Annotated in this window: 19 protein-coding genes; 9 read left to right on the top strand and 10 right to left on the bottom strand. The window is 70.9% G+C overall.

The window, feature by feature from the left end; translation table 11 throughout:
* Positions 1 to 42: 42 nt before the first annotated feature.
* Positions 43 to 891, bottom strand: a complete 849-nt coding sequence (locus AB0F03_RS24830; RefSeq protein WP_361995651.1) for a hypothetical protein — start codon at positions 889 to 891, stop codon at positions 43 to 45.
* Between the two features lie 180 nt (positions 892 to 1071).
* Between AB0F03_RS24830 and AB0F03_RS24825 the strand changes: the two genes are divergently transcribed.
* From AB0F03_RS24825 to cseC, 5 genes are all read left to right on the top strand, one after another.
* The gene (locus tag AB0F03_RS24825; RefSeq protein ID WP_361995649.1) at positions 1072 to 1947 is read left to right on the top strand and encodes an A/G-specific adenine glycosylase; all 876 of its coding nucleotides are present in this window, start codon (positions 1072 to 1074) and stop codon (positions 1945 to 1947) included.
* 274 nt (positions 1948 to 2221) lie between these two features.
* The gene (locus AB0F03_RS24820; protein ID WP_030177423.1) at positions 2222 to 2761 is read left to right on the top strand and encodes a SigE family RNA polymerase sigma factor; all 540 of its coding nucleotides are present in this window, start codon (positions 2222 to 2224) and stop codon (positions 2759 to 2761) included.
* Positions 2749 to 3402 (top strand): hypothetical protein, encoded by a 654-nt coding sequence (locus tag AB0F03_RS24815; protein WP_361995647.1) that lies wholly within the window; start codon positions 2749 to 2751, stop codon positions 3400 to 3402. Before AB0F03_RS24820 ends, AB0F03_RS24815 begins: the two co-directional genes overlap by 13 nt.
* 38 nt (positions 3403 to 3440) lie before the next feature.
* Entirely contained in the window at positions 3441 to 4142 is a 702-nt protein-coding gene (cseB, locus tag AB0F03_RS24810; RefSeq protein WP_361995645.1) for a two-component system response regulator CseB, read from the top strand.
* A gap of 13 nt (positions 4143 to 4155) precedes the next feature.
* On the top strand, positions 4156 to 5508 hold the full coding sequence (gene cseC / locus AB0F03_RS24805) for a two-component system sensor histidine kinase CseC (protein WP_361995643.1): 1353 nt from the start codon (positions 4156 to 4158) through the stop codon (positions 5506 to 5508).
* 228 nt (positions 5509 to 5736) lie between these two features.
* Here the strand turns inward: cseC and AB0F03_RS24800 are convergent, their stop codons facing one another.
* Positions 5737 to 7308 (bottom strand): MDR family MFS transporter, encoded by a 1572-nt coding sequence (locus tag AB0F03_RS24800; RefSeq protein WP_361995641.1) that lies wholly within the window; start codon positions 7306 to 7308, stop codon positions 5737 to 5739.
* A gap of 124 nt (positions 7309 to 7432) precedes the next feature.
* On the opposite strand from AB0F03_RS24800, the gene AB0F03_RS24795 reads away from it, so the two are divergent.
* Positions 7433 to 8032 carry a TetR/AcrR family transcriptional regulator gene (locus AB0F03_RS24795; protein ID WP_361995639.1) on the top strand — a complete coding sequence of 200 codons (600 nt, stop codon included), beginning with the start codon at positions 7433 to 7435 and terminating at the stop codon, positions 8030 to 8032.
* Position 8033: 1 nt separating this feature from the next.
* Here AB0F03_RS24795 and AB0F03_RS24790 read toward each other — a convergent pair whose 3' ends face one another.
* Complete coding sequence (locus AB0F03_RS24790) at positions 8034 to 8585, bottom strand: M23 family metallopeptidase (RefSeq protein ID WP_361995637.1); 552 nt, start codon at positions 8583 to 8585, stop codon at positions 8034 to 8036.
* A gap of 452 nt (positions 8586 to 9037) precedes the next feature.
* On the opposite strand from AB0F03_RS24790, the gene AB0F03_RS24785 reads away from it, so the two are divergent.
* Positions 9038 to 9658: an HAD family acid phosphatase gene (locus tag AB0F03_RS24785; RefSeq protein WP_361995635.1), complete on the top strand. Its 621-nt coding sequence runs from the start codon at positions 9038 to 9040 to the stop codon at positions 9656 to 9658.
* 59 nt (positions 9659 to 9717) lie between these two features.
* The gene (locus AB0F03_RS24780; RefSeq protein WP_361995633.1) at positions 9718 to 12660 is read left to right on the top strand and encodes an NACHT domain-containing protein; all 2943 of its coding nucleotides are present in this window, start codon (positions 9718 to 9720) and stop codon (positions 12658 to 12660) included.
* 69 nt (positions 12661 to 12729) lie between these two features.
* On the opposite strand, the gene AB0F03_RS24775 is transcribed toward AB0F03_RS24780, so the two are convergent.
* Positions 12730 to 15255: an ATP-dependent Clp protease ATP-binding subunit gene (locus AB0F03_RS24775; protein ID WP_361995631.1), complete on the bottom strand. Its 2526-nt coding sequence runs from the start codon at positions 15253 to 15255 to the stop codon at positions 12730 to 12732.
* A 429-nt stretch (positions 15256 to 15684) separates the two neighbouring features.
* Between AB0F03_RS24775 and AB0F03_RS24770 the strand changes: the two genes are divergently transcribed.
* A complete protein-coding gene (locus tag AB0F03_RS24770) occupies positions 15685 to 16311 on the top strand; it encodes an SCO3374 family protein (protein WP_361995629.1) in 627 nt (208 codons plus the stop codon).
* Here the strand turns inward: AB0F03_RS24770 and AB0F03_RS24765 are convergent.
* The 6 genes from AB0F03_RS24765 to AB0F03_RS24740 all read right to left on the bottom strand — a co-directional run bounded on the left by AB0F03_RS24765 (position 16290) and on the right by AB0F03_RS24740 (position 19886).
* Positions 16290 to 16625, bottom strand: coding sequence for an Lsr2 family protein (locus AB0F03_RS24765; protein ID WP_030751806.1), 336 nt, complete (start codon positions 16623 to 16625; stop codon positions 16290 to 16292). The two genes, AB0F03_RS24770 and AB0F03_RS24765, sit on opposite strands and share 22 nt — an antisense overlap.
* A 202-nt stretch (positions 16626 to 16827) precedes the next feature.
* Positions 16828 to 17361, bottom strand: a complete 534-nt coding sequence (locus tag AB0F03_RS24760) for an amino-acid N-acetyltransferase (protein WP_356825660.1) — start codon at positions 17359 to 17361, stop codon at positions 16828 to 16830.
* 9 nt (positions 17362 to 17370) lie between these two features.
* Entirely contained in the window at positions 17371 to 17805 is a 435-nt protein-coding gene (locus AB0F03_RS24755) for a BlaI/MecI/CopY family transcriptional regulator (RefSeq protein WP_356944098.1), read from the bottom strand.
* 214 nt (positions 17806 to 18019) lie between these two features.
* Positions 18020 to 18199 carry a hypothetical protein gene (locus AB0F03_RS24750; protein ID WP_361995627.1) on the bottom strand — a complete coding sequence of 60 codons (180 nt, stop codon included), beginning with the start codon at positions 18197 to 18199 and terminating at the stop codon, positions 18020 to 18022.
* Positions 18200 to 18292: 93 nt separating this feature from the next.
* Entirely contained in the window at positions 18293 to 18931 is a 639-nt protein-coding gene (locus AB0F03_RS24745) for a hypothetical protein (RefSeq protein ID WP_361995698.1), read from the bottom strand.
* Between the two features lie 157 nt (positions 18932 to 19088).
* A complete protein-coding gene (locus AB0F03_RS24740) occupies positions 19089 to 19886 on the bottom strand; it encodes a type III pantothenate kinase (protein WP_361995625.1) in 798 nt (265 codons plus the stop codon).
* Positions 19887 to 19888 lie beyond the last annotated feature (2 nt).

Raw genomic sequence — 19888 nt, 5'->3', positions numbered from 1 at the left:
CCCGGACCCGGCCCCAAGCCGGCGGCGCCCGGTCCGCGGAGCCTAGTCCGCGGACAGTACGAACGAGGCCTGCGCCTTCGCGAACCCCGGGGCCTTCGCCTCCAGCAGGTACGTGCCCGCCTCGGCCGAGCCCGCGGAGGGCGTCGCGCAGTGCGGGGCGCTCGGCTTGCGGTCCCACTTCACGGTGTACGTCACGCTCTTGCCCGCGGGCACCCGGAACACCAGGCTGCCCGCGCCGTCGGGGCAGTCGGCCGACGACCAGTAGGCGGCGTCCTTGTCGGCCGGCGTGATCGTCAACACCGCCTTCTTCGGGCCGAGATCGGTCTTGCAGTCGGCGGACGAGCTGTTCTTCGCGGTGAGTTCGAACGTCGGCGTCTGGTCCGGCGAGTAGGAGTTGTGCACACTGCGCAGGCTCAACCGCACCGCCCGGTCCGTGCAGTCGGGCAGCGAGGAGGACGCCGGGAGGGCGTCGCCCGTTCCCACGTGCCCGCCGGCCGAGCCGGGACCCGCGCCACCGCCGGACCCGGCGGAGCCGTCAGCCGACCCGTCCGAGCCGCCGTCCCCGCCGGAACCCGTACCGGACCCGTCGCCGGACCCGGAACCGGTGCCGGACCCCGACCCGGTGCCGCCGGAGTCGCCGCCCCCCGACTCGTCGCGCCCGCCGGGGTGTTGGCTGTAGGCGGGCCCGGAGTCGGACGGTCCGGGCGTGATCGTGTGCGCGGGGTTCTTGCCGTCGGACCCGTCGGTGTCCTTCTTGCCGCCCCCGCCGCCGAGCGTGACGATCAACGTGACCACCAGCACCAACAGGGCGATCACGGACAGCATTACGGCCCTCCGACGCCAGTAGATGGAGGAGGGAAGCGGCCCGACCGGATTGCGCAGAGATCCCACGGCCCAAACTGTACGAGAGATCAACGCGCTTGCTCGCGCCACCCGCCGCGCGCCCACGAACTTTTCCGGATCATCATTCCGGTAACTGCCGCCACCGGCGCGGTTCTTCCCAGTGCGCCACGCTCGGTGACCGCGCCGTCACCCCCCATGTCCGCCCACCCGTGGCAGGATCGGAAGGCCATGACTGAGATGCTCCACGCCCCCGTGATCACCTGGTTCGACGCCCACGCCCGCGACCTCCCCTGGCGCCGCCCGGAGGCGGGGCCGTGGGGGGTGATGGTGAGCGAGTTCATGCTCCAGCAGACGCCGGTGAACCGGGTACTGCCCGTCTACGAGGAATGGCTGACCCGCTGGCCGCGCCCCGCCGACCTGGCCAAGGAGGCACCGGGCGAGGCGGTGCGCGCCTGGGGCCGGCTCGGCTACCCGCGCCGCGCCCTGCGCCTGCACGGTGCCGCGGTCGCCATAACGGAACGGCACGGCGGGGACGTACCGACGGACCACGCGCAGCTGCTCGCGCTGCCCGGCATCGGTGAGTACACGGCCGCCGCGGTGGCGTCGTTCGCGTACGGACAGCGGCACGCGGTGCTGGACACCAATGTGCGCCGGGTCCTGGCGCGGGCGGTGACGGGCGTGCGGTACCCGCCGAACGCCACCACGGCCGCCGAGCGGCGGCTGGCCCGGGAGCTGCTGCCGGAGGACGAGCGGACCGCCGCCCGGTGGGCCGCCGCCTCCATGGAGCTGGGCGCGCTGGTGTGCACGGCGAAGAACGAGGGATGCCAGCGGTGTCCGATCGCCGAGCGGTGCGCCTGGCGGCTCGCGGGCAAGCCGGAGCACACGGGACCGCCGCGCCGCGGGCAGACGTACGCCGGTACCGACCGGCAGGTGCGCGGCAAGCTGCTGGCCGTGCTGCGGGAGGCGCACGCGCCGGTGCCACAGGGGGCGCTCGACCGGGTGTGGCACGAGCCGGTGCAACGGGCCCGCGCGCTCGACGGGCTGGTCGCGGACGGTCTGGTGGAGCCGTTGGCTGGGGGCCTGTACCGGCTGCCGCTGGGCTGACGCACAGGCATGTCACAGCCCACGGGCGTCCGTTACGACATTGCACATCGGTCAAAAGCCCGCAAAAAGGGCAAGTGAGCCGCCCTCTTTACCCCGTTCCGGCTTTCGTTACACAACCGACGGATAGCCGATTGCCAGCCGCAGGCTGGACCGCACAGCCCCGTGACAACCGCTCCGTAGCTTCTTGTCCGTGCCCGGCGGACCACCGGACACGAGGAACGGCAGAACTTCGGGCAGCGGCCCGGAGGACGACGGGGAACGGAGGCGGTTGATCATGGCGCAGGGCGAGGTGCTCGAATTCGAGGAGTACGTCCGTACCCGGCAGGACGCACTGCTGCGCAGTGCGCGGCGACTGGTGCCGGACCCCGTCGACGCCCAGGACCTGCTCCAGACCGCGCTGGTACGGACGTACGGCCGCTGGGAGGGCATCGCCGACAAGCGGCTCGCCGACGCCTATCTGCGCCGGGTCATGATCAATACGCGGACCGAGTGGTGGCGTGCGCGCAAGCTGGAGGAGGTCCCGACCGAGCAGCTCCCGGACGCCTCCGTGGAGGACTCCACCGAGCAGCACGCCGACCGGGCCCTGCTGATGGACATCATGAAGGTGCTCGCTCCGAAGCAGCGCAGTGTCGTGGTGCTGCGACACTGGGAGCAGATGTCCACAGAGGAGACGGCCGCTGCCCTCGGCATGTCGGCCGGTACGGTCAAGAGCACGCTGCACCGGGCGCTCGCCCGGCTCCGTGAGGAGCTGGAGGCCCGCGATCTGGACGCACGCGCGCTGGAGCGTGAGGAGCGGGAGCGTTGCGCGGCCTGACCGGGGCCGGACCCGACCGGGTCCGAGGCAGTACACAGGCGGTGATCACGGTGGGGGCCGTGCTCGCCGCCCTCGCCCTTTTCGCCGCCGCGTGCGGCAGCGGGGGCACGGGCGCGCGGGACGAGGGCCCGGCGCACGCCTCGGCGATGGCGGGAGCCGTCGCCTCCCCCGCCCCCAGCCCGTCCGGGAAGTACCGGCGGGTCGATCCCGTCGCGCTGCTCAACCACGATCCCGAGGTGTCGGGGGCGGTCAAGCGGGAGCTGAAACCGTGCGACGGCGACGAGTACCCGGTCGACGTCTCGTACGGCAACCTGACCGGCGGCCCGGTGGACGACGTCGTCGTCAACGTGCTGACCTGCGCCGACGCGGTCGGTGTCGGCGCGTACGTGTACCGGGAGGACGGCGGCGCGTTCACGAACGTCTTCAAGAGCGAGGAGTCCCCGGTCTACGCGGAGATCGACCAGGGCGTTCTGTCGGTGACCCGGCAGTACTACGAGCAGGGCGACCCGATCTCCAGCCCGTCCGGTGAGATCGTGACCCCCTACACGTGGCGGGCGGGACGGTTCGTCCAGGGCAAGCCCACCCGCAACGAGTACAGCAAGTCCGCCGGCGGGGGCCCGACGCCCGCGCCGGACAACTGACCGCCCACACGCACACCACGAGGACTGAGAACACCGGGATGGCAGACCAGACCCACGTCCTGTTCGTCGAGGACGACGACGTCATCCGCGAGGCCACCCAGCTCGCCCTGGAGCGGGACGGCTTCGCGGTCACCGCCATGCCCGACGGCCTGTCGGGCCTGGCCGCGTTCCGGGCGGACCGGCCCGACATCGCGCTGCTGGACGTCATGGTCCCGGGTCTGGACGGTGTCAGCCTGTGCCGCCGTATCCGCGACGAGTCGACCGTGCCGGTGATCATGCTGTCGGCGCGCGCCGACTCCATCGACGTCGTCCTCGGTCTGGAGGCGGGCGCCGACGACTACGTCACCAAGCCGTTCGACGGTGCCGTCCTCGTCGCCCGGATCCGTGCGGTGCTGCGCCGCTTCGGGCACGCCGGCGGTGCCCAGGCCGGGGATCCGGAGGCCGCCGTCGAGGGCGGCCCGCTGGCCTTCGGGGACCTGTACATCGACACCGACGGCATGGAGGTGCGCCGGGCCGGGCAGCCGGTGGCGCTGACCCCGACCGAGATGCGGCTGCTGCTGGAGTTCTCCTCCGCGCCGGGCACCGTGCTCTCCCGGGACAAGCTGCTGGAACGGGTGTGGGAGTACGGCTGGGGCGGGGACACCCGGGTCGTCGACGTGCACGTGCAGCGGCTGCGGCAGAAGATCGGCCAGGACCGGATCGAGACGGTCCGCGGCTTCGGTTACAAGCTGAAGGCCTGAGCGGAGCGACGGTATGCGGGGGATTCTTCGGTACCCGGTCCGGCGCATGGAGCGCGCGGGCCTGCGCACCGGGCTGAGATGGAAGCTGAGCGCGGCGATCGCGCTGGTGGCCGGCCTGGTGGCGATCGTGCTGAGCCTGGTCGTGCACAACGCGGCCCGCGTCTCGATGCTGGACAACGCGCGCGAACTGGCCAACGAGCGCCTCCTGCTGGCCCAGCGCAACTACGAGCTGAACCGGGGGCCGATCTTCCCCCACGTCAAGACCGATGACCCGGATCTGCCGGCCGCGCTGCGCGAGAAGGTCGAGCGGGGCCGCCGGGCCAGCGACGTCTCCGAGCACGGCGGGTCGCCGGACATCTGGGCGGCCGTGCCGGTGAAGAACGGGCACGTGCTGTCCGTGCACCTGCATCTGCCGGACCGCAGCAGCAACGTCATGAAGGACCTGGACCAGGCCCTCGTGATCGGCTCGGTCGCGGTCGTGCTCGGCGGCAGCGCGCTGGGCGTGCTGATCGGCGGCCAGCTCTCCCGCCGGTTGCGCAAGGCGGCGGCCGCCGCGAACCGGGTCGCCAAGGGCGAGACCGAGGTCCGGGTGCGGGAGGCCATCGGCGGGGTCGTACGGGACGAGACCGACGATCTCGCTCGCGCGGTGGACGCCATGGCGGACGCGCTCCAGCAGCGCCTGGAGGCCGAGCGGCGGGTCACCGCCGACATCGCGCACGAACTGCGCACCCCGGTCACCGGCCTGCTGACGGCCGCGGAGCTGCTGCCGCCCGGCCGGCTCACCGAGCTGGTCCTGGACCGGGCGAAGGCGATGCGCACGCTGGTGGAGGACGTCCTGGAGGTGGCCCGTCTGGACGGGGCCTCGGAGCGGGCGGAGCTCCAGGACCTCATGCTGGGCGAGTTCGTCGCCCGCCGGGTGGCCGCCAAGAACCCGGACATCACCGTACGGGTGGTGCACGAGTCGGAGGTCACCACCGACCCGCGGCGGCTGGAGCGGGTGCTGTTCAACCTGCTCGCCAACGCCGCCCGGCACGGCCGCCCGCCCATCGAGGTCACCGTGGAGGGCCGGGTCATCCGGGTCCGCGACCACGGCCCCGGGTTTCCCGAGGAACTGCTCGCCGAGGGGCCGAGCCGGTTCCGCACCGGCAGCGAGGACCGCGCCGGGCAGGGGCACGGGCTGGGGCTGACCATCGCGGCCGGCCAGGCACGGGTGCTCGGCGCCCGGCTGACGTTCCGCAACGTACGGCCGGCGGGCGCCCCCGCCCACCTTCCCTCGGAGGGCGCGGTGGCCGTCCTCTGGCTCCCCGAACACGCTCCGACCAGCACGGGAAGCTATCCGATGCTGCCGCGCCCCCTCGGCAAGTGACCACGGGGCCGACCGCCGCCGGACGGCGGGGCGGCCTGCCGAGCGGGGAGCGGCAGCGTCGGGGGCGCCCCGCGCAGTGTCCGCCGGGCCCGCCCGGTGCGCCCGTGTGCCGGGCGCGGACCGGGCGGTTCGGATCAGGTGTTCCGGGGCCGCCCCGACCGGTGGATGCGCGTACACGTCGAAGGCCCCGGAGGCGGTCGCCCCGGGGCCTTCGTGCGCGTGCGGACGTCAGACGGTCTCGACCATGGCCGCCGGCACCGTGTCCCCGCCGTCGGCGGAGGGCTTCTGCGGCCCGCCCTTGAGCGGGACCTCCTTGACGAACAGGGCCGCGGCCAGCACCAGCACCGCGATCCCGGCGCCGAGCAGGAACGCGGAGTGCGTTCCCTGGGACACCGCGTGCTGGTAGGCCTCCCGGGCGTCCGCCGGCAGCTTGGCCAGGCTCGCCGCGTCCAGCTGCGCCGACTTCTCGGTGAGCTTCGAGCCCAGCGCGCCGGCCCGCTCGGACATGACGTCCTGGACCCGGTGGTTGAACAGCGCGCCCATGATGGCGACGCCGAAGGAGGAGCCGAGGGTGCGGAACAGGGTGGTGGAGGAGGACGCCACGCCCATGTCCTTCATCTCCACGCTGTTCTGCGCGACCAGCATGGTGATCTGCATCAGGCAGCCCATGCCGGCGCCGAGCACCGCCATGTAGAGGCCGGAGGTGAGGCGGGTGGTGCCCGTGTCCATCAGCGACAGCAAGTACAGTCCGACGATCATCAGCGCGCCGCCGACGATCGGGAAGACCTTGTACCGGCCGCTGCCGGTGGTGACCCGTCCGGCGACCATCGAGGTCACCAGCATCGCGCCGAGCATGGGCAGGAGCAGCAGACCGGAGTTGGTCGCGGAGGCGCCCTGCACCGCCTGCTGGTACAGCGGCAGGAACAGGGTGGCGCCGAACATCACGAAGCCGGTGATGAAGCCGATCAGCGACATCAGGGTGAAGTTGCGGCTCCGGAAGATGTGCAGCGGCACCACCGGCTCGGCGGCCTTGGTCTGCCAGAACACGAACCCGACCAGCGTGGCCACCCCGATGCCGATCAGTTCCATGATCCGCGCGGAGGTCCAGGCGTACTCGCTTCCGCCCCAGGTGGTGACCAGCACGATGGAGGTGATGCCCACGGTCAGCAGGACGACGCCGAGGTAGTCGATACCCGCCTTGGACCGCTTCCTGGGCAGGTGCAGCACGGCGGTGACCAGCGCGAGGGCGACCGCGCCGAGCGGCAGGTTGATGTAGAAGGCCCAGCGCCAGCCCCAGTTGTCGGTGATGGTGCCGCCGACCAGCGGACCGCCGATCATGGCGAGCGCCATGACGCCGGCCATCATGCCCTGGTACTTGCCCCGCTCCCGCGGCGGCACGAGGTCGCCGATGATGGCCATGACGCCGACCATCAGGCCGCCGGCGCCGAGACCCTGCACGGCCCGGAAGCCGATCAGCTGGCCCATGTCCTGGGCCATGCCGCTCAGTGCGGAGCCGACCAGGAAGATCACGATCGAGCTGAGGAACGCGCCCTTGCGGCCGTACATGTCACCGAGCTTGCCCCAGACCGGGGTCGAGGCCGCGGTGGCCAGGGTGTATCCGGTGACGACCCAGGACAGGTGCTCCAGGCCGCCCAGATCGCCCACGATCGTCGGCATCGCCGTGCCCACGATCATGTTGTCCAGCATCGCGAGCATCATCGCGATCATCAGTGCGAGCAGCACCACTCGCACGCTTCGGGGCTGTTTGCCCTCTGTGACACTTTCGACCGCGTCCGCCATCCTCGTCCACTCCCCCTGCGGCAGCTACTTACTTGCCGCCCGGCTAGTTCAGTACACTGAAAAAGTAGACCTGTCACTAGCCGGTCGTCAAGTAAGTTTCCGCGGGAGCGCGAGGAGTACGAGGATGGGCGTCACCATGGACGGCACCAAGCAGCAGCGCCGCGGCAACACCCGCCAGCGCATCCAGGACGTCGCGCTCGCACTCTTCGCGGAGCAGGGATACGAGAAGACCTCCCTGCGCGAGATCGCCGAGCGCCTCGACGTCACCAAGGCGGCTCTGTACTACCACTTCAAGACGAAGGAAGAGATCATCGTCAGCCTCTTCGAGGATCTGACGCATCCGATCGAGGACCTCATCGAGTGGGGCAGGCAGCAGCCGCACACGCTGGTGACCAAGCGGGAGATCGTACGGCGCTACAGCGAGGCGCTGGCGGGCGCGGAACCGCTCTTCCGCTTCATGCAGGAGAACCAGGCGACCGTGCGCGAACTGCGCATCGGCGACACCTTCAAGGACCGGCTGCGCGGCCTCCGGGACATCATCATCGACCCCGAGGCGCCGCTCGTGGAACAGGTCCGCTGCGTCAGCGCGATGTTCACGCTGCACGCGGGGATGTTCGTGATGCAGGACCTGGAAGGCGACTCCGGGAAGAAGCGCGAGGCCGTTCTCGAAGTCGCCCTGGACCTGGTCACGCAGGCGCACCGGGGCGCCCACGGGACGGAGTAGCTCAGACGGAGACGCCCTTGGCGTGCAGGAAGGCGACCGGGTCGACGGCGGAGCCGTAGTTCGGGGTCGTACGGATCTCGAAGTGCAGGTGCGGCCCGGTGGAGTTGCCGGTGGAGCCCGACAGGGCGATGTGCTGGCCGGTCGCGACGACCTGACCGATCCTGACGTCGATCCGGGACAGGTGCGCGTACTGCGAGTACGTGCCGTTGCCGTGCTTGATGACGATGGCGTTGCCGTAGGCCGGGCCGTCACCGGCGCCGTTGGGGCCGGCCTTGACGACGGTGCCGCCGTGCGCGGCCATGACCTCGGTGCCGGTCGGCACGGCGAAGTCCTGACCGCTGTGCTTGGCCACCCAGTGGCTGCCGGCCTGGGCGAAGCTCGCGGAGAGCGTGTACGACTTCACCGGGTCGATCCAGGAGGCGGCGGACGGCGTGGCGGCGGACGCGACCCCGGTACCCAGCACGGCCGTGGCACCGAGGCCGGCAGCCAGGACGGCCACGCGGGTGCGGAGCGAGGACGTACGGGAAGAGCGGGACGTGACGCGCTGGAACATCGGTACCTCGTGGAGTCGGGGACGTTTGGTCCACCCGGCGTACAGACGTCCGACCGGGCGGCCATCCCTTGGTAACCGAGCACTGCGGAAGTCCCCAAAACGCCCATCTACGGCGACTGGTAGTAGATAACCGCAAAATCATCTACTTCTTGACAGACCTCGCCAGTCCTGGCCACCCCTGCTGACGACGTACTTTTCCGTCCGAACCCTGAGGGGTAAATGTCCCCTTTATCCTCTTATTTACGTTCACTAGCCGCCTTAGTAGGCCGTATACCGCCTGTGCGCCTTATCACCGGCCACCTCGATCGGCAGACACGGAAATGTGACGCAGGCCTCTAGGCACCTACCGTCCGGTAACCCTACGGTTCCCCTCGCGCCATCCCCGGATCAGATCATGCCCCTGACACTCAGGACGCGTACGGACACGCGTACGGACGTGAGAGGACCCCCCGATGACCCGACGCCCCTGGGCGCGCCCCGTCTCCGTGACCACCGTCTCCCTGGCCGCGCTGGTCGCGCTCGCTGCCCCGGCCCAGGCCGCCGGCGCCGCGGGGACCACGGCCGGCTCCGCCGCCGCGGCGGTCGACCACGCCACCTGGCAGAAGGACTGCCGGACGGTCATGGACCAGGCCCTGCCGTACCTGGAGCAGCGCATCGCCGCCGCCCGGCCCGGCGAGAAGCAGGCCGTCGTCCTGGACATCGACAACACCGCGCTCGAGACCGACTTCGGCTTCAGCTACCCCCAGCCGGCCAACAGCCCCGTCCTGGACGTCGCCCGGTACGCCCAGGACCACGGCGTCTCCCTGTTCTTCGTCACCGCCCGCCCCGGCATCCTGTACTGGCCCACCGAGTACAACCTCGAACACGACGGCTACCACGTCGCCGGCCTCCACGTCCGCGGCCTCTTCGACCTCTTCAAGGACGTCGCCGCCTACAAGACCGCCCAGCGCGCGGGCATCGAGAACGACGGCTACACGATCATCGCGAACATCGGCAACAGCGCCACCGACCTCTCCGGCGGCCACGCCGAGAAGACCTTCAAACTCCCCGACTACGACGGACAGTTGTCGTAACAGACGGCGACCGTGCTGGCTAGGCTCCCTCCGTACGACGCACGCGACGGGGGTGGCGGATGGAGCCGGCGGTACTGGGCGGGAAACTGGCGTCGAGCCTGATGGGCCCGCTGGTGAAGAAGCTGTTCCGCCCGGACGGACCGGGCGCGGGACTGGTCGGGAGACCGGTACGCCTGTCCGCGCTCGTGTCCTTCCGGGGCGAGACGCGCACCCTGGGCGAGAAGGAGGTGCGCAGGCTGGCCGGCCGGCTGACGGCGGAGGCCACGGCCTCACCGGGTGAGCGGCCCTTCCCGGCCGACGAGGAGACGGCCGTCACCGACACGCTGACCCGCCGGCTGCTCGCCCTGGGCGACCTGGACATGGACGATGTCCAGGCCGTACGCCTGGGCAGCCGGGAACTCGCCCGGCACCTGCGCCGCCACGCTCCGCCGCCCGACGGCCTGTCCGCCGACGCGTCCGCCTTCCTGGACTCGGCGACCCAGTGGGCCTGCCTGCACATCCTGGAGTTCTTCACCCGCCGCTCCACGTTCGTGGCCCGCACCCTGGTCGAGCAGACCCACACCCAACGGGAACTGATCGCCAAGGTCGACGAACTCATCGCCCGCACGCCCCGCCCCGGCACGCAGGACCTCGCCTTCGAACGCCGCTACCTGCCCTACGTCGCCGACCGGCACAACCACATCACCATCTACGGCATCGATCTGCGCGACTCCCCGGACCGCTGGCCGCTGGAGGTCGCCTACCTGAGCCTGGAGGTGACGGCGGCACAGGACACCGTGCGGGACGACAGCGGGCACCCGCTCCCGGCCACCGGCCGGCTGCCCGCCGAAGAGGCCCTGGCCGGCGGCTCCCGCGTGCTGCTGCGCGGCGACGCCGGCTCCGGCAAGACCACGCTGGTGCAGTGGCTCGCGGTCACCGCGGCCCGCGACGCCGACCGCGTCCCGTACGTCCTCCCGCTGCGCACCCTGATCCGCACCGGCCCGCTGCCCGCGCCGGCCGACTTCCTCAGAGCGGTGAGCTGCCCGCTGACCCCGCCGGAGGGCTGGACCGACCGGGTGCTGACGGCCGGCCGGGGCCTGGTCCTCCTGGACGGCCTGGACGAGATCCCGGCCGCCGACCGCCACCGCACCCGCGACTGGCTGCGCTCCCTGCTCACCGCCTATCCCGGCAACGCCTGGCTGCTGACCTCCCGGCCGACCGCCGTACGAGCCGACTGGCTGGCTCAGGAGGGCTTCGGTGAACTGACCCTGGCCCCGATGCGCCGCCCGGAGGTCGCGACCTTCGTCCGGCGCTGGCACGAGGCGGCGCGGGCACCGGAGTACGAGGGTCCGCTGCTGGACTCGCTGCGCACCAAGCGGGACCTGGCCCGGCTGGCCACCAATCCGTTGATGTGCGGCCTGATCTGCGCCCTGCACCGGGAGCGCCGCGGCTACCTCCCCACCGGCCGCAAGGAGCTGTACGACGCCGCCCTCGCGATGCTCCTCACCCGCCGGGACCGGGAGCGGGGCATGGAGTCCGAGCTGAGCGAGGAAGTGCAGCTGGAGCTGCTCCAGCGGCTGGCGTACGCGTTGGTGCTGAGCGGCCGTACGGAAATGGACACCGACATGGCCGAGGGGATCGTGGAGCGCTGTCTGCCCTCGGTCGCCTCGGCGCACGGGGACGCGGCGGCGGTGCTGCGTGACCTGCTGCTGCGGAGCGGTCTGCTGCGTCAGCCCGCCCCCGGCGTGGTGGACTTCGTGCACCGGACCTTCCAGGACTACCTCGGCGCCCGGTGTGCCGTGGCGGAAGGCCACCTGGACGTCCTGGTCAGCCACGCGGACGACACCCAGTGGGAGGACGTCATCCGCATGGCGGTCGCGCACGCCCGGCCACGGGAACGGTCGACCTTGCTGCGGCAGTTGCTGGCTGCGGACACTCCCCGGCTCACGTTGCTGGCACTGGCGTGTCTGGAACACGCGGCGGCTCTGGATCCGGGGGTGCGGGCGGAGGTGGAGGCACGGGCGGGGGTGTTGGTCCCGCCGGGTACGACGGAGGAGGCGCGGGTGCTCGCGGAGGCCGGGCCCCTGGTGCTGGAACTGCTGCCGGGACCGGCGGGGCTGACCGCCGAGCAGGCGCGGGGGGTGACGGTCACCGCCTCTCTCCTCGGGGAGGAGGAGCCCGAGACGGCGCTGGCGGTCCTGCGGCGGTTCCGTGACCATCCGGACCTGGGTGTGCGACGGCAGTTGGTCGGGACCTGGGGACGGTTCGACGCCGACGAGTACGCGAGCGAGGTTCTGGACCGTCTGGACCGGACGGATCTGTTGCTGACCTGCGAGAGCGTGGACCAACGGGACTGCCTGGCACGGATGCGCCCCTGGCGCCGCCTCCACTTCGCGGGCCCGCACCTCGTCGAGGACATCGTGGCCGCCCTGCCCGCCACCGAGCAGGTGACGACACTGCGCCTGATGACGAACGACCTCCTCACGGACTGCGCGGCTCTGTCGGCTTTCGGCTCGCTGAGCGACCTCCACCTGGCCGCGTGCCCGGCCGCGACGGGTCTGCACCACCTGGCCGCCCTGCCCCTGACCAGCCTGGTCCTCTCCCACATCGGCGATGTGACGGGCCTCGGTTCCCTGCGGTCGCTCACCAGTCTCTCGGTGACGGGCGTCCGCCTGCCGGGCACCGCCCTGACCGACAGCCTGCCGGTCGACGCACCCCTGGAATCCCTCCACCTGGGCCGCGGAAGCATCGCGGGCACGGGACTTCGCGGGCTGGAGAACTGGCCGGGCGTGCGCACGCTCAGCCTCGATCTGAGCAGCGCGGACAGCTTCGACCTCGTGCCCGAACTACCCTTCGTGAAGGCGTTGGTGCTGTCCGGGATCGAGGACTCCGTGGGGCTCGCCGCTGCGGCGGCACGGTTCCCGCACGTGCGCTCGGTCGTCCTGATCACGCGTCCGGGACCTGGTGCGTCCCCCGCCCGTTACGCCGGCTTCTTCCCTCGGGCCGAAGTCATGGTGGGCTGACCCGGGAGAGCCGGAAGGGGCCGGTGCCCGCAGGCACCGGCCCCTTCGGTCGGTCTGTCCGCCGGACGCTTATGCGTCCTTGCTCAGGTTCGGTCCGGCACCGCCGGCCGCCTGCTCGATCGGCGGGACGTCGGGCAGCGGCGACTTCTCCTCACCCCGGAAGGTGAAGATCTGGGTGTCGCCCTCGCCCTCGGTGTCCACGACCACGATGTGACCGGGACGCAGCTCGCCGAAGAGGATCTTCTCCGACAGCGTGTCCTCGATCTCGCGCTGGATCGTGCGACGCAGCGGACGCGCGCCCAGCACCGGGTCGTAGCCCTTCTTGGCCAGCAGCTCCTTGGCGGGCTGGGAGAGCTCGAGGCCCATGTCCCGGTCCTTCAGGCGCTCGTCGACCTTGCCGACCATCAGGTCGACGATCCGCAGGATGTCGGCCTGCGTGAGCTGCGGGAAGACGACGACGTCGTCCACACGGTTGAGGAACTCGGGCCGGAAGTGCTGCTTCAGCTCGTCCGAGACCTTGTTCTTCATGCGCTCGTAGTTGGTCTTCGTGTCACCCGAGGCCGCGAAGCCGAGGTTGAAGCCCTTGGAGATGTCCCGGGTGCCGAGGTTGGTCGTCATGATGATGACCGTGTTCTTGAAGTCCACGACCCGGCCCTGGGAGTCGGTCAGGCGACCGTCCTCCAGGATCTGGAGCAGCGAGTTGAAGATGTCCGGGTGGGCCTTCTCGACCTCGTCGAAGAGGACGACGGAGAACGGCTTGCGGCGGACCTTCTCGGTCAGCTGGCCGCCCTCTTCGTAGCCCACGTAGCCGGGAGGCGAACCGAAGAGACGCGACACCGTGTGCTTCTCGCTGAACTCCGACATGTCGAGGGAGATCAGCGCGTCCTCGTCACCGAAGAGGAACTCGGCGAGCGCCTTGGACAGCTCGGTCTTACCGACACCGGACGGGCCGGCGAAGATGAACGAGCCACCCGGACGCTTGGGGTCCTTCAGACCGGCACGCGTACGGCGGATCGCCTTCGACAGCGCCTTGACGGCGTCGACCTGGCCGATGACCCGCTTGTGGAGCTCGTCCTCCATGCGGAGCAGGCGGCTGGACTCCTCCTCGGTCAGCTTGAAGACCGGGATGCCGGTGGCCGTGGCGAGGACCTCGGCGATCAGCTCGCCGTCGACCTCGGCGACGACGTCCATGTCGCCGGCCTTCCACTCCTTCTCCCGCTTGGCCTTGGCGGCGAGGAGCTGCTTCTCCTTGTCGCGCAGGGAGGCGGCCTTCTCGAAGTCCTGCGAGTCGATCGCGGACTCCTTGTCCCGGCGGACGCCGGCGATCTTCTCGTCGAACTCGCGCAGGTCCGGCGGCGCGGTCATCCGGCGGATGCGCATCCGCGAGCCGGCCTCGTCGATCAGGTCGATCGCCTTGTCGGGCAGGAAGCGGTCCGAGATGTACCGGTCGGCCAGAGTGGCGGCCTGGACCAGGGCCTCGTCCGTGATGGAGACGCGGTGGTGCGCCTCGTACCGGTCGCGCAGACCCTTGAGGATCTCGATCGTGTGCGGCAGGGACGGCTCGGCGACCTGGATGGGCTGGAAGCGGCGCTCGAGGGCGGCGTCCTTCTCCAGGTGCTTGCGGTACTCGTCCAGGGTGGTCGCACCGATGGTCTGGAGCTCACCGCGGGCCAGCATCGGCTTCAGGATGGAGGCGGCGTCGATGGCGCCCTCGGCGGCACCCGCACCGACCAGCGTGTGCAGCTCGTCGATGAACAGGATGATGTCGCCGCGGGTGCGGATCTCCTTGAGGACCTTCTTCAGGCGCTCCTCGAAGTCACCGCGGTAGCGGGAGCCGGCGACCAGGGCACCGAGGTCCAGGGTGTAGAGGTGCTTGTCCTTGAGGGTCTCGGGCACCTCGCCCTTGACGATGGCCTGGGCGAGGCCCTCGACGACGGCGGTCTTGCCGACGCCGGGCTCACCGATCAGCACCGGGTTGTTCTTGGTGCGGCGGGACAGCACCTGCATGACCCGCTCGATCTCCTTCTCGCGCCCGATGACCGGGTCGAGCTTGGACTCACGAGCGGCCTGGGTGAGGTTCCGGCCGAACTGGTCCAGGACGAGGGAGGTCGAGGGGGTGCCCTCGGCGGGGCCGCCGGCGGTGGCGGTCTCCTTGCCCTGGTAACCGGAGAGCAGCTGGATGACCTGCTGCCGCACCCGGTTGAGGTCTGCGCCCAGCTTGACCAGGACCTGGGCGGCGACGCCCTCGCCCTCGCGGATCAGGCCGAGCAGGATGTGCTCCGTGCCGATGTAGTTGTGACCCAGCTGGAGCGCCTCGCGGAGCGACAGCTCCAGGACCTTCTTGGCACGGGGAGTGAAGGGGATGTGCCCGGACGGGGCCTGCTGACCCTGCCCGATGATCTCCTCCACCTGCTGGCGGACCGCCTCAAGCGAAATGCCGAGGCTCTCCAGGGCCTTAGCGGCGACACCTTCGCCCTCGTGGATGAGACCCAGGAGGATGTGCTCGGTGCCGATGTAGTTGTGGTTGAGCATCCGGGCTTCTTCCTGAGCCAGGACGACAACCCGCCGCGCGCGGTCGGTGAACCTCTCGAACATCGTTAATCGCTCCTCAGAGCGGTCAGGCAGTGGGGGGAACTTCCCCTCCCTGTCCTTCCGCAGCTTAGTCCCGCAAGCGGGGACCGCTCATTCCAACTGCCGACACCGTCGATGGCCTCCTGACCCCGAACGCCGACACTTGCTCCAACCCGATGGTGCGAGACGATGTTCCCGCAGGCCAGGCAGTTACCCCAGTCGCCAGTACGCCGATGGCGAACGTGAGACAGCCCGTTCTGCGTGTCGCCCCCTCCCACTAGGCATGTCTTACCCGCGGGCACTGACAGTCCATGCCGCGGGCACCGGTTCGCTCCGCTATGGGCGAACAACCTCGCGCCTCCCCGGACCCCCACGCGCCCCCGTTCCCGGCACTCGGCGCAGCCGACCGGGCACCCAGCGTAACCCGGGGGCCTCCGACGCGGTTGCACAGGTATGGCTGGCTCGGTCCTCGTCCCGTCCGCGTTCCCCCTTCCCCGTGAGCCCCTCGGTCCGGCAGTGCCGGACGCTCCGGCCCGGCACTGGTACGAGAACGATCTGGGCTGGCCGACAGTGCCCGGAGAGCCGCTGCGGCTGCGCACGGGGGTGCGGTTCGACGTGCTGGACGTGCCGGCGGAGGCGGGCGCGCAGGCGCTCCGGCGGCTCGCGCCCGGTTCTCCGGTGGCCGTGCGCGGCGACCGGATGGAGCTGCTGCTGGCCGCGGGCAGCGCGGAGGAGGTGCCCGGGGTGCTGGACTGGCTGGAGTGGGGTGCCGTGCCGCTGGACCTGCGCCTGCTGGGCGCGGGCGGCACGGTGGAGGCCCCGCCGCCGCCCGCGGGAGCCGTCACGTCAGGACGGGCGGGAACCGTGCAGGGGGCCGCCGTGTGGCTGCGGCCCCCTGGGCCGGGACGCGGGGTCGAGGCCTTGCTGCCGGCCATGCCGGCCGTCGGGCGCGGGACGAGCGCCCCCGATCTCGTACGACTGCTGGACACGGTGGCAGCACAGTGTCACCGGGTCCGGCTGCGGCGCTTGTGCGCCGGGCCGGCCGTTTCCGGGCGGAATCAGCCGTTGGCCTTCTCGTAGGCCTCGCGGATGGACGCCGGAACGCGGCCGCGGTCGTTGACCTCGTAACCGTTCTCCTTCGCCCAGGCGCGGATCGCCGCGGTGTCCTGGTTGCCGCCGGAAGCGGCGCGTGCCTTTCCACGTCCACCGGAGGCACGGCCCCCGGTACGACGGCCACCCTTGACATAGGGGTCGAGAAGACCGCGCAGCTTGTCCGCATTGGCAGTCGTGAGATCGATCTCGTACGTCTTGCCGTCCAGCGCGAACGTGACGGTCTCGTCCGCCTCGCCGCCGTCGAGGTCGTCGACAAGAAGGACCTGAACCTTCTGTGCCACCGCTTTTCCTTTCATCGATAACGTTGAGGACCAGGGGTGTGCGGCGTCCGCCGTTTCGCCGCCCCTGTTATATGCAGTACTGCGTTACGTCGGAAAGCAAACCGCTTTTGCCGGAAAAACACAAACCCCCGGGAGTGCCTCAGTGGACCGCCACCGCACGGAAACATGTGCGTTTCGGACATAGGACCCGGGGCAAAGACGATCACAGATGCAGAAGCATCCGGCTGTTGCCCAAGGTGTTCGGCTTCACTCGTTCGAGACCGAGGAACTCCGCGACGCCCTCGTCATAGGAGCGCAACAGCTCGGCGTAGACATCGGTGTCGACCGGTGTCTCCCCGATCTCGACGAAGCCGTGCTTCCCGAAGAAGTCCACTTCGAAGGTCAGGCAGAAAACCCGGCGAACGCCGAGCCAGCGTGCGGTCTGGAGCAGCTTCTCCAGCACCCGGTGACCGACGCCGGAACCCCTCAGGCCGGGCTTCACCGCGAGAGTGCGGACTTCGGCGAGGTCCTCCCACATGACGTGCAGCGCTCCGCAGCCGACCACCTCGGCGTTGTCGTCGCGTTCGGCGACCCAGAACTCCTGGATGTCCTCGTAAAGGGTGACCATGGCTTTGTCGAGCAGGATGCGGTCACGGACGTAGGCGTCGAGGAGGTGGCGCAGGGCGGGGACATCGCTGGTCCGGGCCCGCCGGACGGTCAGGGCTTTTGCGGGGACTTCGGGACGCTCTGCTGGCATGAACGGACGCTATCGCCCGTCCGTCCCCTCTGCCGAGCCGGGGTTCTCCTGCCGGCGGTCTTCGGAAGCCTGCCGGGTTTCTTCCGGTCCCTGGACGATGCGTACGGCGTCCCGGAGGGCCTGACGCTGTTCGTCACTCATCATCCCGAAGAAGGCGACGAGAGCGGCGGCCGGGTTGTCGCTCTGCGACCAGGCGTCGTTCATGAGGGCGGCGGCGTAGGCGGCTCGTGTCGACACGGCCTCATATCGATAGGCCCGTCCTTCCGCCTCACGGCGGACCCAGCCCTTCTGATGGAGATTGTCCAGAACGGTCATCACGGTGGTGTACGCGATCGACCGTTCCTGCTGTAGGTCTTCCAGGACTTCCCGAACGGTCACCGGGCGGTTCCACTTCCACACCCGCGTCATGACCGCGTCTTCGAGTTCTCCCAATGGGCGAGGCACAGCTCAGAACAATAGTGGGAGATCCCGGCAATGGCGTGCCGGACGTGCGCTAGGACAGCAAACGCGCACAAAAAGGGCGTACGGCCCGGAAGGCTGCGCAGGGCGCGGGGAGGCCGTACGCCCGGGCGGGCGCCGCGCAGGGGCGCCCACCGGTGTACGTACGGCAGGGCGCACGCCGGTGGGCCGGCACCTCGGGCGGAGAGGAGCCCGTCGCTCAGGCGTCGCCGGCGGCGGGGGCCTGGCGCGCACTCTCCACGCGCGCGAGGGCGGCGTCGACGGCCGCGTCCTCCTTGGCCTTGGCGGCCCCGCCCTGGGTCTTCACGATCACCCTGACCACACCGACGAAGAATGCGGCCATGACGACCGGGGGCACGAGCGCGGAGACGTAGTCCATGCCACCAGGGTAGCCACGGATCCCGGCCGGACCGGCGCGGGGTGGGCTCCCTCAGCGCGCCGTGGCACGGGCGGCGGGGGCCGGACGGTGGTGTCAGCCCGTGGCCAGCTCCCGGGGTTCCGCCGGCTTGCGGCGCGGGAAGACCTCTCCCGGCGTGGGGACGGGCCGCTTCGGCGTCTGGGGCGCGGGCCGCTCACCGGGGGCGGGGGCGGGCTTCGGCGCGGGTTCCTCCGGCGCGGGCGTGGCGGGCTCGTCGGCCCGCGTCGCCGCGCTCCGCGCGCCCGGCTCTCCCGCACCGCCCGCGAGGGCCAGCAGACGCGTCCGCGCGGACGGCACGGCGGGCGCCGGCACCTTGCGGGCGCCCTGGGCGAACCGGGCCCGCACGTCCTGCTCGGCCAGCGCCCGGCAGCGGTCCAGCAGCGCCGCCGCCACCGGGTTCCCGCGCAGTGCCCGCAGCGCGGCGAGGTCGTCCGGCACGGGCCGGTACCCGGTGCCGAGGACCTCCTCCAGAAGGGCGAGGTAGCCGGCGGCGGTGCCCGGCAGCGCGGCCCGGTACCGGCCCAGGTCGGCCACCAGGAAAGCGCGCAGTCTGGACCCTTCGCACATCGCCTCGTCGAGCGACTCGGCGAGGCGGAAGCAGTCCTGCACGTCCTCGGCGGAGGCGTGGCCGGGGTGGAGGGCGAGGGCGAGGGCGCGACGGAGCACACGCAGCTCCTCCGCGCCGAACGCCATGCCGCCGCGGGATCCGTATGGCGTGGGCATGCGGCGACGCTATCGCTAATCGGACAAAAGTGACGGATCGGAACGTTGTTCCGGCGCGTGTCGCTGCCGGTTTCCCCCGTCCGGGGTCACGCGCGGGGCCGGCACCCCCCAGGGCACCGGCCGCGCCTCACAGCCGCGACACGTTCCGCTCGTACACCAGCCGCAGCCCGATCAGCGTCAGCCACGGCTGGTGCTCGTCGATCACCGAGGACTCCCCCAGCACCATCGGCGCGAGCCCGCCCGTGGCGATCACTGTGACGTCGTCCGGGTCGCCGGCCAGCTCCCGCGCCATCCGGCCGACCACCCCGTCGACCTGCCCGGCGAACCCGTAGACGATGCCCGACTGCATGGCCTCGACCGTGTTCTTGCCGATCACGCTGCGCGGCCGGGCCACCTCGATCTTGCGCAGCTGCGCGCCCTTGACCCCGAGCGCCTCCACGGAGATCTCGATACCGGGCGCGATGACACCGCCGACGTACTCCCCGCGCGCGGAGACCGCGTCGAACGTGGTCGCCGTACCGAAGTCGACGACGATCGCCGGGCCGCCGTACAGCTCGACGGCCGCGACCGCGTTGATGATCCGGTCCGCGCCGACCTCCTTGGGGTTGTCGGTGAGGATCGGCACGCCCGTCTTCACGCCCGGCTCGACCAGCACGGCGGGAACGTCGCCGTAGTACCGCCGGGTGACCTCGCGCAGCTCGTGCAGCACCGACGGGACGGTCGCGCAGATCGCGATGCCGTCGATGCCGTCGCCCAGCTCGTCGCCGAGCAGCGGGTGCATGCCCATCAGGCCCTGGAGCAGCACCGCCAGCTCGTCCGCCGTGCGGCGCGCGTCCGTGGAGATGCGCCAGTGCTCGACGATGTCCTCGCCGTCGAACAGGCCGAGAACGGTGTGCGTGTTGCCGACGTCGATCGTGAGCAGCATGG

It is taken from the genome of Streptomyces sp. NPDC028722 (assembly GCF_040637655.1).
Classification (GTDB): Bacteria; Actinomycetota; Actinomycetes; order Streptomycetales; family Streptomycetaceae; genus Streptomyces.
This window is presented reverse-complemented; position numbering and strand designations above follow the sequence as displayed.